At 52.0% G+C, this 13,425-nt stretch carries 13 protein-coding genes; 7 read left to right on the plus strand and 6 right to left on the minus strand.

Annotated features, from left to right (window positions below):
- Positions 1-23: 23 nt before the first annotated feature.
- Positions 24-854: an aldo/keto reductase gene (locus tag BBI15_RS05390; protein WP_068868643.1), complete on the plus strand. Its 831-nt coding sequence runs from the start codon at positions 24-26 to the stop codon at positions 852-854.
- 37 nt (positions 855-891) lie between these two features.
- Here the strand turns inward: BBI15_RS05390 and BBI15_RS05395 are convergent, their stop codons facing one another.
- The 3 genes from BBI15_RS05395 to BBI15_RS05405 are packed head-to-tail and all read right to left on the minus strand — an operon-like array spanning position 892 to position 2,688.
- Positions 892-1,734 carry an RluA family pseudouridine synthase gene (locus BBI15_RS05395; protein ID WP_068868644.1) on the minus strand — a complete coding sequence of 281 codons (843 nt, stop codon included), beginning with the start codon at positions 1,732-1,734 and terminating at the stop codon, positions 892-894.
- A gap of 56 nt (positions 1,735-1,790) precedes the next feature.
- Positions 1,791-2,261 (minus strand): thioredoxin family protein, encoded by a 471-nt coding sequence (locus BBI15_RS05400; protein ID WP_068868645.1) that lies wholly within the window; start codon positions 2,259-2,261, stop codon positions 1,791-1,793.
- A gap of 1 nt (position 2,262) precedes the next feature.
- Positions 2,263-2,688: a disulfide oxidoreductase gene (locus BBI15_RS05405; protein WP_068868646.1), complete on the minus strand. Its 426-nt coding sequence runs from the start codon at positions 2,686-2,688 to the stop codon at positions 2,263-2,265.
- A gap of 132 nt (positions 2,689-2,820) precedes the next feature.
- Between BBI15_RS05405 and BBI15_RS05410 the strand changes: the two genes are divergently transcribed.
- The 4 genes from BBI15_RS05410 to BBI15_RS05425 all read left to right on the plus strand — a co-directional run bounded on the left by BBI15_RS05410 (position 2,821) and on the right by BBI15_RS05425 (position 7,993).
- A complete protein-coding gene (locus BBI15_RS05410) occupies positions 2,821-4,365 on the plus strand; it encodes a carbon-nitrogen hydrolase family protein (RefSeq protein ID WP_068868647.1) in 1,545 nt (514 codons plus the stop codon).
- Between the two features lie 75 nt (positions 4,366-4,440).
- Entirely contained in the window at positions 4,441-6,141 is a 1,701-nt protein-coding gene (locus BBI15_RS05415; protein WP_068868648.1) for a phospho-sugar mutase, read from the plus strand.
- A gap of 94 nt (positions 6,142-6,235) precedes the next feature.
- The gene (locus BBI15_RS05420) at positions 6,236-7,345 is read left to right on the plus strand and encodes a GAF domain-containing sensor histidine kinase (RefSeq protein ID WP_068868649.1); all 1,110 of its coding nucleotides are present in this window, start codon (positions 6,236-6,238) and stop codon (positions 7,343-7,345) included.
- A gap of 12 nt (positions 7,346-7,357) precedes the next feature.
- Positions 7,358-7,993, plus strand: coding sequence for a response regulator transcription factor (locus tag BBI15_RS05425; protein WP_068868650.1), 636 nt, complete (start codon positions 7,358-7,360; stop codon positions 7,991-7,993).
- A 44-nt stretch (positions 7,994-8,037) separates the two neighbouring features.
- On the opposite strand, the gene rsgA is transcribed toward BBI15_RS05425, so the two are convergent.
- Positions 8,038-9,093: a ribosome small subunit-dependent GTPase A gene (rsgA, locus tag BBI15_RS05430; protein ID WP_068868651.1), complete on the minus strand. Its 1,056-nt coding sequence runs from the start codon at positions 9,091-9,093 to the stop codon at positions 8,038-8,040.
- 385 nt (positions 9,094-9,478) lie between these two features.
- Here rsgA and BBI15_RS05435 point away from each other — a divergent pair, with 385 nt between their 5' ends.
- On the plus strand, positions 9,479-10,801 hold the full coding sequence (locus BBI15_RS05435; protein WP_068868652.1) for a DUF2254 domain-containing protein: 1,323 nt from the start codon (positions 9,479-9,481) through the stop codon (positions 10,799-10,801).
- 15 nt (positions 10,802-10,816) lie between these two features.
- The gene (locus BBI15_RS05440; RefSeq protein ID WP_068868653.1) at positions 10,817-11,875 is read left to right on the plus strand and encodes a mechanosensitive ion channel family protein; all 1,059 of its coding nucleotides are present in this window, start codon (positions 10,817-10,819) and stop codon (positions 11,873-11,875) included.
- 51 nt (positions 11,876-11,926) lie between these two features.
- Here BBI15_RS05440 and BBI15_RS05445 read toward each other — a convergent pair whose 3' ends face one another.
- Together BBI15_RS05445 and BBI15_RS05450 are read right to left on the minus strand one after the other, a co-directional pair.
- Positions 11,927-12,490, minus strand: a complete 564-nt coding sequence (locus BBI15_RS05445) for a hypothetical protein (protein WP_068868654.1) — start codon at positions 12,488-12,490, stop codon at positions 11,927-11,929.
- Positions 12,483-13,376 (minus strand): cation diffusion facilitator family transporter, encoded by an 894-nt coding sequence (locus tag BBI15_RS05450; protein ID WP_068868655.1) that lies wholly within the window; start codon positions 13,374-13,376, stop codon positions 12,483-12,485. The genes BBI15_RS05445 and BBI15_RS05450 overlap by 8 nt, the downstream gene beginning before the upstream one ends.
- Positions 13,377-13,425: the final 49 nt, after the last annotated feature.

Raw genomic sequence — 13,425 nt, forward strand, 5'->3', positions numbered from 1 at the left:
AAAAAGAATAGGAGGAGAATTTTATGAATCTGACGATTGAATCAACAAAGACCTTACATAATGGAGTGAAAATGCCGCGTTTTGGCCTTGGCGTCTACAAGATGACCGATAAGGAAGCTGCGGTCGAGGCGATGGTAAAAGCGATCCAAACAGGCTATCAAGCGATCGATACCGCTTCCGTATATGAGAATGAAGCAGAGGTCGGCGAAGCAGTTCGTGCAGGCGGTGTGCCGCGCGAAAAACTGTTCATCACATCGAAAGTGTGGAATACCGACCAGGGCTATGACCAGACTTTGCGGGCGTTCGAAGCTTCATTGAAACGGCTGGATATGGATTATTTGGATCTGTATCTGACCCATTGGGCGATCCCTAACACGTTCGAGGAAACGTACCGGGCGATCGAGCGCTTGTATGACGAAAAGTTGATTCGTGCTGCCGGTGTATCGAATCACCAGCAGCATCATCTGGAGAAAATCTTGGCCAAGGCCAATACGAAGCCGGTGGTCAACCAGATCGAACTGCATCCGCAATTGACGCAGGAGCCGCTGCGCGAATTTTGCGCGGCACAAGACATTGCGGTCACTTCCTGGTCGCCGCTTGCGAGAGGGCGCCTGCTCGAAGATCCTGTGCTGTCTGAGATCGGGGAAAAGCACGGGAAATCCATTGCACAGACGATTATTCGCTGGCATCTCCAGAATGACTTGATCGTCATCCCGAAATCGGTGACGCCGTCGCGCATTGTTGAGAATGCCGATGTGTTTGATTTTGAATTAAGTGAAGAAGAGATGAAACAGATTTCAGCGCTTAACCAGGATTGGCGGAGTGGCACCCATCCGGACGAAATCAAGGTTTAATAAAAAAGGCCAGCGAACCCATTCGCTGGCCTTTTTGTTATTGTTTTGATTCGATATCGATTTGCTGCCCGGTGAATGGGTGAAGAAATGCGATGCGGAATGCGTGCAGGAAGTATTCGCCGTCTTCAGTCGGCGGCCCTCCGTACAATTCATCGCCGATGATCGGGTGCTTGACGTGTGACAGGTGCGCCCGGATTTGATGCGTGCGCCCGGTATCCAACGTCAAATGGAGCAGCGAGCGGCCGTCTGCCCGGTTGATGACCTGGTAATGGGTGACGGCGCTTTGCCCGTTCGGCGATACACGGCGTCGCGTCGCGTGGTGGCGGTCGCGGCCGAGCGGGAAATCGAGCGTCCCGGATTGCCCGCGGACGAGGCCTTTAACGAGCGCTTCGTATTCGCGCTGGACCAGCTTTTGTTCGACCATCCGGTCCATGACGTTTTTGGCGATCGGGTGTTTGGCCAATAGCAAGACGCCGGAAGTGCCCTGGTCCAGCCGGTGGATGTGCTCGATATACGAACCGCCGGATTGCTGGACGTAGGCGATCAATCCGTTGATGAATGTATCGTCCTGGTGGTTATCGTTCGGGTGGGTGGCGAGCCCTTTTGGTTTATTAGCGATGATGAAGTGTTCGTCTTCGAATAAAATTTCAGGTTCGATCGATGGGTTTGGCCGGTACGGCGACTCGGCTTCAGGTGTAGTAACGGTCAGTTCCGTCCCTTTATCGAGCGGTTCTTGCCAGCGCGGTTCTGTGCCATCGGCCAGGCGAACGCCTTTTTCCATGCGCAGTTCGTGTACGGTCTTTTTGCCGAGGCCCCATTCGGTTTTCAATAGGTCCGTGACGGTCATTCCCTGTTCCGGTATTTTGTAAGTCCAATTCATTATACAGTCCTCCATAAAAACGGGACCATGCGCGCGGCACATGATCCCGTTTCAGTTTATTTTTTTACAACTTCTGAGAAAAATTGTTCGATATTCTCTTTCGGCTGTGCGCCTGTCCAGCGGGCAACTTCCTGCCCATCTTCGTAATGGACAAGGGTCGGTGTCGCTTCAAGTGCATAGTCGGACCAGCCTTGCTCAAACTCGAGCAGGTTGTATTGAAGCACTTCAACGTCCATATCGTCGGCAACCGGCATCAAGACCGGAGTGGTCTGCTGGCAGTACTGGCATGTCGGGCTGAAGAAATAGACAGTCGTCGGATCGCCGCTTTGGATCTGTTCGTCCACTTCCTCCGGCAATGCGATGTTCTGGTAATTTTCGTCATCGAGCTGATCGATGGTGGCCGGGTTCAAATCGTCCGTGCCGTATGGGTTGTTTGCCAGTTTTTCATCCTGCGATTGATTGGTCAAGAAGACGATCAAAGCAAAGATGGCAAGAACAACGCCTGCGATAATCAGCAGTTTTTTCATCTTATTGTTCCTCCTTCAATGATTTCCACAGATATACACTCGTTCCGGCAATCAAGGCGAAGGCGATGAGCGCCAGGAACGGGATGGTGATGAATCCGAGGTAATTGATATATTCCCCTGTGCACGGGACTTGCCCGCATGACGGTGCGGAATCGGACAAAAACTTAAGTTTCTGTATACCGTAATGATACAGCGAAACAGAGCCGCCGACAACGGACAAGACGAGCGACGTCATTGCGATGCGCGGGTTTTTCTGCACATAGGCAACGCCGAGCACAAAGACGAGGGGATACATGAAGATGCGCTGCACCCAGCACAGTTCGCACGGGATATATCCGCGAACTTGGGAAAAATACAGCGAGCCAAGTGTCGCAACCAGGGACACCGCCCACATGAACAGTAAGCTGTTTTCTTGACGCTTCGTCATCTTTTGTCCCTCTTTTCCGGAAAGCTTTCCTTTTGAAGTATAATTCTTAACACCATACAAGTAAAATAATATCAACAACCGGGCGGATGGGCTATAATTAACTTTGAAACTTTTGTGAAGGAGCGCGGTAACGTGGCAGAACAATTCGATTTATCCCATTTTGAAAAAAGCATGATCATCCGTGAGATGAGCTATGCCGACATACCTGCCATTCTGGAAATGCAGCAGCTTTGCTTTCCGGGCATGGAACCTTGGAAAGAAGAACAGCTCAGAAGCCATTTAGGCGTTTTTGCGCAAGGGCAGATCGTCGCTGAACTTGACGGCAAAGTGATCGGTTCCTGCTCGAGCCTTTTGATCAATTTCGATGAATACGACGACCGCCATACGTGGGATGATGTCACGGACGGCGGCTATATAACGAACCATAACCAGGATGGCTATAATATGTACGGCATCGAGGTAATGGTGCATCCTGAATATCGCCGCATGCAGGTCGGGCAGCGTTTATATGAAGCACGCAAAGAATTGGCGCGTGAATTGAACCTGAAATCGATCATCATCGGCGGGCGCATCCCGAACTACCATAAATACGCAGATGAAATGTCGCCGCGCGAATATGTGGATGCGGTATCGCGCCATAAAATCTATGACCCGGTATTGACGTTCCAGCTGATGAACGGCTTCCAGCTGATGCGCATCAACCCCGGCTATTTGAAGGACGACAAGGCATCGGGAAAATACGCGACGCTCATGGAATGGAATAATGTCGATTATAAACCGATCTCGAAGCGCCATTTCAAGACAAGTTTGCCGGTGCGGATCTGTGTCGTCCAGTATTTGATGCGTGCCATCAATTCATTCGACGATTTGGCGAACCAGGTCGAGTACTTTGTCGACGTGGCATCGGATGCGCATTCGGATTTTGTCGTGTTCCCGGAAATCTTCACGACGCAATTGATGTCGTTCCTGAATGAACCATCGCCGAGCCAGGCCGTCCGCAAGCTGACGGAATTCACGCCGCAATACATCGAACTGTTCACCGATCTCGCCGTGCGCTATAACGTCAACATCATCGGCGGATCCCACTTCGTCAAGGAAGAGGACGACGAGATCTACAACATCGCGTATTTGTTCCGCCGCGACGGATCCATCGATAAACAATACAAAATCCACATCACGCCGAACGAACGCAAATGGTGGGGCATCTCGGCCGGCGATTCGGTGCGGGTATTCGATACGGATTGCGGCAAGATCGCCATCCAGATCTGCTACGATATCGAATTCCCGGAATTGGCCCGCATTGCCACCGATATGGGTGCCAACATCATCTTCTCGCCATTCTGCACGGAAGACCGCCAAGGCTATTTACGCGTGCGCTACTGTGCACAGGCCCGCGCAGTCGAGAACCAGATCTACACGGTCATCTCGGGAACGGTCGGCAACTTGCCGCAAACGGAAAACATGGACATCCAGTATGCCCAGTCCGGCATTTTCGCACCAAGCGATTTCGAATTCGCGCGCGATGGCATCGTCGGGGAAACCAATCCGAACTTGGAGATGGTGCTGATCGGCGATGTCGATCTCGAAATCCTTAGGCGCCAGCGCCAGGACGGCACCGTCAAGCAATTGAAGGACCGCCGCCACGACGTTTACCGCGTTGAATATAAACAAGATTAACTCCAGCCGCTCCGGATCGGGGCGGCTTTTTTGCGGAAAATTTGGTAAACTGGTAAGTAATTGGAGGGATGGACCATGACATGGAAACAGCGAATGCAAAAATGGCTCGGGCACGAGGGGCTGGATGCGGACACGAAACAGCAGCTGCAATTACTAGCGGAAGATGAACAATTGGCGGAAGATGCGTTCTATCAGGATTTGGTGTTCGGAACAGGGGGCATGCGCGGCGAAATCGGGCCGGGCACGAACCGCATGAACGTCTATACCGTCAGGAAAGCATCGAAAGGGATTGCCGATTACATCGAGAGCTTCGGGAAAGAAGCGATGGGACGCGGCGTGGCGATCGCTTTCGACAGCCGCCGCATGTCGCCGGAATTTGCCGAAGAAGCGGCGCGCACATTTGCGGCAGCGGGCATCCGTGCTTATGTGTATGAAGCGGCGCGCACGACACCGCAATTATCGTTCACGGTGCGCAAGTTGAATGCCTTCATGGGCATCGTCATCACCGCAAGCCACAACCCGCCGGAATACAACGGCTATAAAGTTTATGGGGAAGACGGCGCGCAATTGGATTTGGAGACGGCGGACCAGGTCATCGGATTTGTCAGCCGTGTCGAAGACGAACTGGCAATCCAAAACAAAGAGTTTGATTCGGGCTTGCTGGAAATTCTCGGCGAAGAGCTCGACCGCGCCTATATCGACCAAGTCCTGGCGGTGCAGGAAACAAGCGTTGAGCCGATCAGCGTCGTCTTCACCCCGCTGCATGGGGCGTCTGGCGCGACCGTTCGCCGAGTTTTTGATGAAGCCGGCTATAGCGGTGTCACTTACGTCGAAGAACAAATGGCGCCGGACGGTGAATTCCCGACGGTGGAGTCGCCGAACCCGGAAGAATCATCGGCATTCGACCTCGCCCGGAAATACGGCGAAGAGCAGACCGCAGACCTATTGATTGCCATCGACCCGGACGGCGACCGCGTTGGCGCGGCGGTTTGGACCGGGACGCAATACGAATTGCTGACGGGCAACCAAACCGGCGGCATCTTGCTGGAGTATTTATTGGGCCAGAAAAAAGCCAAAGGTGAACTGCCGGAAGATGGGCGTATCTTCAAGACCATCGTCACTTCCGGATTCGGGGAAGCGGTCGCTAGAAGCTACGGCGTAGAGAGCGAAGATGTGTTGACAGGCTTTAAATTCATCGGTGAGAAATTGCGTGAAAACGATGCCCGGCATGAATTCACGTTCCTGTTCGGCTACGAAGAAAGCTACGGCTATTTGATCCGCGATTTCGCACGCGATAAAGACGCGGTTCAAGCGACATTGCTATTGGTCGAAGCGGCTGCCTTCTATAAGAAGCAAGGCAAGAACCTGTACGGTGTCTTGAATGAATTGTACGAACGCCACGGCTTCTACCGTGAATTGCTCGTCTCCGTAACCAAAAAAGGCATCGAAGGGGCACGGGAAATCACCCAGCTACTCGACGGCTTGCGCGCGGCACCGCCCCAATCCATTGCCGGCATTGCAGTGGCAAAAATCGAAGACTACGACAGCCGGACACGGACACTTGTCGATATGGGTACGAGCGAAACGATCGTCTTGCCAAAATCGAATGTCCTGAAATACTTCCTATCGGATGGCTCGTGGGTTTGCGTGCGCCCGAGCGGCACCGAGCCGAAAGTGAAATACTATTTCGGCGTCAAAGCAGCCACCCAGCAGGAAAGCGACGAAAAACTTGAACTACTGAAAGAATCGTTTCTCGACATCGTTGCAAACCAATGAAAAAAGCTCCCCATAGAGGGAGCTTTTTCATTCGAAAGAATGAGGCAAGCGCCAGTGCTTGGCGGTACAATAGCAATTAGGAGGGATCAGCCCAATGGTGCCTGAACAGCATTCAGACGTCATCTTATTGAAAGAGATCGCAGAGTTGTTGAACGAAGAAACGAATATGGAGCGCATGCTCGGCGGGGCGATCGATAAGCTGCTGCAAAACTCCAATTTTGAAACGGCGTGGATCTTTTTCATCGATGAAAAAGGCAAGCACAGGCTCGTGGCACAAGCCAATTTGCCGGATGCCCTCGAGGAACGCGACTGCCGCCATTTGACGAAAGGCGGCTGCTGGTGTGTAAAACGCTATCATGACGGCGATTTGGATAAAGCCTCGAACATCATCGCCTGCCAGCGCATCGAAAACGCCAAAGCAGCGCACGGAAAAATCGGCAATATTTCGCATCACGCGACCGTGCCCCTGCAATCCGGCAAGGAAAGATTCGGCTTGCTCAACATCGCTGCGGCCGATACGGTGCGCTTTTCAAAAGACGAATTGGCTTTATTGGAATCGGTCGCTTTCCAGATAGGTTCCGCCATCAAGCGCATCGTCCTGACCAAACAAGAACAAGAGCTGGCACTCGTCAAAGAACGCAATCGGCTCGCGCGGGATTTGCACGATTCAGTCAATCAACTCTTGTTCTCAGTCACATTGACGGCAAGAGGCGGCATCGAAATGGCGGAAGACGAAGCGCAAAAAAGCACGTTCCGCGATATACAGCATCTCAGCCAGGAAGCGCTCAATGAAATGAGGGCATTGATCTGGCAATTGCGGCCGAAAGGGCTGGAGAGCGGTTTGATCGATGCCATCAAAGCCTACGGGGAAATGCTCGGGCTATCGATGGAAACGAAAGTGACCGGTGTCATCCAATTGCCGTCGCGAACGGAAGAAACTTTATTCCGCATCGCGCAGGAAGCGCTAAATAATGTGCGCAAGCATGCGGGCACGAGCGCTGCCCAAATTTACGTAACGGTCACACCGACAGATGTCTTATTGGTCATCAAAGACGAAGGGCTCGGCTTTTCCCTTGCACACGGCGCAATCCCGTCGATCGGCATACAAAGCATTCGCGACCGGGCGAAAGCAGAGGGCGGCACCGCTGACTGGTCCAGCGAATTAAGCAAAGGAACGGAAATCCTGGTCCGGATTCCGTATTAAAGGAGTGGCAAGATGAGAGTATTGATTGCGGATGATCATCACGTAGTTAGAAGAGGGTTGTTGTTTTTCCTGAAAACGCAAAAAGACATTGAAGTAGTCGGGGAGGCTGCAAATGGCATCGAAGCTGTCGAAATGGCAGGCGAGCTGCAGCCCGATATCGTCTTGATGGATCTGGTCATGCCGGAAATGGATGGCATCCAGGCCACAAGGAAAATCAAGGAGTCTTATCCGGATATGATCGTCTTGATGCTCACGAGCTTTTCCGACCGCGACCATATCCTGCCGGCGATCGAAGCGGGTGCTGCCGGTTATCAGCTGAAAGATATCGAGCCGGATGAATTGGTGGAATCGCTGCGCAGCTTGATGCGCGGGGAGAACACGCTGCATCCGAAAGCTTCGTCGGAGCTGGCGAAAGCGCCGGAAGACCCGCCGCCGCATGTGTTGCATCCCTTGACCCCAAGGGAAGCGGAAGTGCTCGCCGAATTGACCAAAGGGAAAAGCAACCGGGAAGTGGCGTCTGCTTTGTTCGTCACGGAGAAGACGGTGAAGACGCATATCTCCAATATCTTCATCAAGCTTGAAGTCCAGGACCGGACGCAAGCGGCGCTTTACGCCGTCAAGCACGGATTGACGGAATACGCCAATTGAATAGAACTAGAAAAAGACTGCCGGATTTTCCATCCGGCAGTCTTTTATCTTTTTTTGACAGGGCGGCTGCGGTATTCTTTCGTGCGCTGTTTCCATACCGCGCGTTCTGCCTGTTGTTTGGCGAGATCGCTTTTCCGTTCGATATAGTCGAGCTCACGCAGCAATTTCAAGTAGCTTGCATAGCGCTCTTCCGGCAATTCACCCGAAGCGAGTGCCGATTGGATGCGGCACCCGGGTTCTTGCTGGTGGCTGCAATCACGGAACCGGCATTCAGCAGCGAAGCTAGTGATGTCCTGGAAGCTTGTTTCCAGGCCGTCGGCAGAATCGGCCAGCTGGAATTCGCGCATGCCCGGCGTGTCGATCAATAAACCGCCGCCCGGCAGCAGCACGAGTTCGCGGTGGGTCGTCGTGTGCCGCCCTTTGCTGTCGTCTTCGCGGATGTCCTGTACCGCCATTTTCTCGCTATCGGTCAAGGCGTTGATGAGCGAGGATTTTCCGACACCGGACGAACCGAGCAGCGCGCCGGTTTTGCCGCCAGTTAAATAGCGACCAAAGGCTTCCATGCCAGCTCCGGTCAGAGCTGAAACGGCAAATGCGTCGACGCCGAACGCGGTAGCAGCGACTTCTTTCAAGTAAATTGCAGGGTCTTCGCATTGGTCGCTTTTCGTTAGCACGACGACCGGCATGGCACCGGAATCCCAAGCAGCGACGAGATACCGTTCAAGGCGCCGGACATTAAAGTCGTGATTGAGTGACATGACCAAGAAGACGTAGTCGAGATTGACGGCGATGGTCTGCATCTCGGACGTTTCCCCGGCTGCTTTTCGGGTGAAGCGCGAACTTCTTGGCAATAGCTGGTGGATGATGCCTTTGTCTTCGCCGGGCATTTGCTCTAGCGCCACCCAGTCCCCGACGCTTGGGAATTCGTCGCGGCTGTGGCTATGGCGATAATTTCCAGATAAAGTGGCTGGCCATTCACCAAAATCGGTCATGACGCGGTAACCGCTTTTGTGTTCGAGAATGACGCGGCCTGGGATTTTCTGTTCAGGCAATGATTGTGCGAATGATTCATTCCATCCGTACTGTTCGATAATTGACAATGTAGTTTCCTCCTATAAAAACGCATAATAAAAGACCATGGCAATCATGCTTGCCATGGTCCCCGCGCATAGGAAAGAAGCGTATCGTCAGCGATACACAGAGGGAGACATCACAGCAAACATCATTAAGTTACGGGTTGCACGAACTGAAATCGTCACCATAATGCCTCACCTCTTTCTATTAGTTAAGATAATGATAAAGGCAAATGAAGCTGCGGTCAATGTTTTTTTTGAGAGTATTTCGACAATGGTGTTTCTTCATGAACATTTATCCCGGAGGAGGATTCAACTACAGCGGATACGTCCAGAGTCCCGCAGCACCGGCGTTTGCCTAAATTGGAATAGGGGAACAGGAAAACAAACAACTGGTTTTAGGGGGGAAGTCATGAAGAAGGTTTATTACAATTGGCGTGAAAAATTATGGGTGACGCCAGCTTTTTACAGCATCCTCGCTGTCTTATTATCGATCGGTTTTTTCTATGTGGATCTATTGCTTGTCCGGCAATACCGTGAATTCATCCCCGATATCTTATTGACCAATGTGGAATTGGCCCAGACGATCATGGGTGCGCTCGCCGGTGCGCTATTGACGATGACGACTTTTACATTTTCCACGATTCTCGTCGTGCTGACGATGTATTCATCCCAGTTTTCCCCGAGGACCTTGAAGAACTTTGTGCATGACCGCCTGACCTGGCGGGTGCTCGGCGTCTTTTTGGGCGGTTTTATCTATAACACGCTGTCGTTATTGTTCATGCGCGATGCGCTTTATACGCATGACGTCATTTCGACATTTGTCGGGATTCTCATCGCGTTTCTATGCCTGTCGACGTTTGCGTATTTTATCCATCATATTGCAACGCATGTGCAGGTAGAGAAATTGATCGATGAGCTTGAAAAGGATGCTGAACGCATCATTGGCACGTATAGCGACAAACAGCAGCAGGAAATGGAACTGGAAACCCAGTGGAATCCCGATGGTTTTGCCGAAACAATCCTTGCCGGAACTGATGGATATATCCAATTCCTGTATTTTGACAAATTGACAGGGTATGCAGTAGAGCACGAGCTGGAAGTTGAAATTCTTCACGGCATCGGTTCGTATGTCCACGAGAATACACCATTGTTCCGTGTCTACCAACGCCAGCAAGAAGATCTCGATCTTCGGCGCTTTATCACAATCGGCACGGAGCGGACAACTGATCAGGACCTTGATTTCGCCATTCAGAAAATGGTTGAAGTGGCGCTGCGGGCAATCTCCCCGGGCATCAACGACCCGAATACGGCGAATGGCATCATCATCCGGGTTGGACGGCTGCTCGGAAAATTAAGCCATCTTGAAACCGGCACCCTCACGATCCGTGACGAAGAGCAAAAAGACCGAGTGCGCTATCCATTCTTCACATTCCCGCATTTTCTTTACCTGACGTTCCATCAATTGATCCATTACGGAAAAGAGGATGTATCGGTCGTGGCCGCTATCCTTGAATCACTGACAAACGCTGCGCAATTATCCAGTCCGTCGCATCACGAGGCCATTTGGGGAACACAGCTGTACGTTCTCGAGCACGTGGAGGAGGCATCTTTCAAACGGCTTGACCGCCGTTATATCCAAGGGAAGCTGGATAGGCTGGCACAAGCGATGGACCGCCGCCCGGTCTTGCTCAGCGATTACCGGCGTGACCGGGGACAGGACCAGCAGCTATAGGAACAGGAGGGAATTATGCAGAACCAGCAATTATTTGAAGGCATCGACATATTGAGGGACTTGACCGTCATGGAGTTTTTCATGTTTTTCCTTTATCTATTATTGATACTCATCGGAAAATGGATTGCCCAAGCCGTGCTGAAACGGATTTTAACGCATGATGGCTATCAGGAGCGGATTTACCCCATTCTCGAAGATGTTCTGAATTGGGTCGCTTTTTACGGCAGCATTTTGCTGTTCCTGTTCTATTTCTGGCAGGAGGAGTGGTTGACGACACCCTTTTATGAAACAGAAGGAGTCGGGGTCTCCGTGTTGTTGGTTGTCGTTGCCGTCATGATTGTCACGTTTTCGAGCCGTGTCGTCAAGGCATTCAATCGCTTTGTCATGCCTTATGTCTATGGCCAGTTCGATGTGGATCTGGGCATGAGCTATACGATCAACCGGCTCATTTATTATGCTGTGATGTTTATGGCCATTGCGGTCAGCTTCACGATCGTCGGGCTGGATCTGCGTGCAGTGGGCGTTGTCTTCAGTGTGCTCGGGATCGGCATCGGTTTCGGTGTCCGCAATATTGCCGCGAACTTTGTATCGGGCATTATCATTTTATTCGAACGGCCGATGGAAGTGGGGGAAATGGTCGAGATCGACAAGAAAATTGGGCGCATCACAAAAATCAAGCTGCGCTCGACGATTGTCGAAACTACGAAAGATGGGACCCTTGTCGTGCCGAACCAGTATTTTATCGAACAGATCGTCAAGAACCGTTCGGGAGCGAGGCTGTTCGCGCGGGTCGTGGTCAGTGTCGAGTACGGTTGCGATACGGAATTGGTGGGAGATTTATTGGTGCAGGCAGCGGAACGCGAGATCATGGAAATCGAAGGCGTGCCCGATGAAAAGCCCGACGCCCAGTTCATTGATTTCCGCAATTCCTCGATGGATTTCCAAGTGGAGGCGCGCGTGCTCAATGTCGAAATGAAAGACAAGCTCGAGAGCCGGATCCGCCATGGGATTGCCTCCTTATTCGTCGAACATGGGATCCGCCTCGCATCCTTGCCAGGCGAGCGGGCAGAATAAAAAAATCCAGACAAAAACGCCTGATGCTAACAGATCAGGCGTTTTTGCCGTTTATGGAGCTTGAATCCGGTTGAATTCGCCTCCCGCCGCTTCGACTCGGCGGGCCAGGGAGTTGTGCATTTCAAAAATCCTTCCACTGGAGAACTCGACCATGTGGCCATCACGGAAATAATAGGCGACCGATTCGATTGAGCTGGTTCCATTTTCTTTTTGAAGGCGTTCTTCCACTTTTTCAAACTCCTCCCATGTATACGTAGAGGAGTTGAAAGACAGGGGCGGATTATAGGTGAAGCCATCATGGGTCATATAGTAATAATCCCCGAGTGAAAAGGCGATCGACACGAGCCCCATGACGGCGACAGCGCCCGACAAGAGCCAGGATTTCAACGGCTGCTCGATCAGTGCTGCGATGAACAATGCGGCTGCCAGCAAGACAATGCCCGCACTGCCGAGCACGAGTGACCAGAACGACGTGCCCACGACTTCGGCTTCCTGTGTAATGGTGACGACTTTTGCCGGATAGAACACGGCAGCTGGAATAAATATAGCGGAAATGAGCAGTATGATGCCGAACGTAACCAAAATAATTTTTTTCTGGTCGTAAAAATCAACCATCTTCTTCGTCCTCCCCTATCGAGTAATCTGGCTCTATATGTACGAGGACGACGCAACTCGGTTTCACTTTCTGGATTTTCCGTTCGATTTCTTCGGTGATCCAATGGCTTTCGACCACATTCAAATAAGGCGCCACGCTGACGGTCAAATCGATGAACATGACATTCCCGTGGGTACGCCCTTTGAAATCACGCAATTCGAGTACGCCCGGCACGCGCCGGATCAAGACAGAAAGCGATTCGACGGATTCCTCATCGAACGCATCGGTCAAGGTCAACACCGACTCGCGAAAAATGTCCAAAGCCGTCTTGATGATGATCAACCCGACAAGAAATGCGGTGATCGAATCAATCAGCGGAGCGCCGAAGATGGCGCCGGTAATGCCGATTCCGGCGCCGATGCTGACAAGCGCATCCGAGCGGTTATCGTAAGCGGCGGCACGGACGGCTGAACTGTTGATTTCCTGGCCCAACTTCAAGTTATAGCGGTAAACGCCATACATGACAGCTGCCGAAAAAAAAGCGACCACAGCGGTCAGTGGGGAAGGGGATTCCGTAGCTGGGTTGAACACCGTCTTCACCGAATTCAGCAGGACTTGCAGGCCGATGACCGCCATGATGAACGAAGCCAAAAGGGAAGCGATCGTCTCTGCTTTCAAATGGCCGTAATGGTGGTTGTCATCCGGGGGCTTCTGGGAGATCCGCAAGCCGATCAGCACCGCGACCGAAGCGACGATGTCGGTGACATTGTTCAGGCCATCCGCCTTCAATGCTTCCGAGCCGCCCCAAAACCCGACGCCGAGTTTGATGGCACTTAAAAACAAGTAAGCTCCTATACTGAGCCAGGCGCCTTTTTCTCCTTTGCGAAGGTTATCGTATAATTCCATTGTCATTCATCTCCAGCTTGGATTGTGGGAAAACGGAAACGACCCTCCA

The sequence above is a fragment of the Planococcus plakortidis genome (assembly GCF_001687605.2).
Classification (GTDB): Bacteria; Bacillota; Bacilli; order Bacillales_A; family Planococcaceae; genus Planococcus; species Planococcus plakortidis.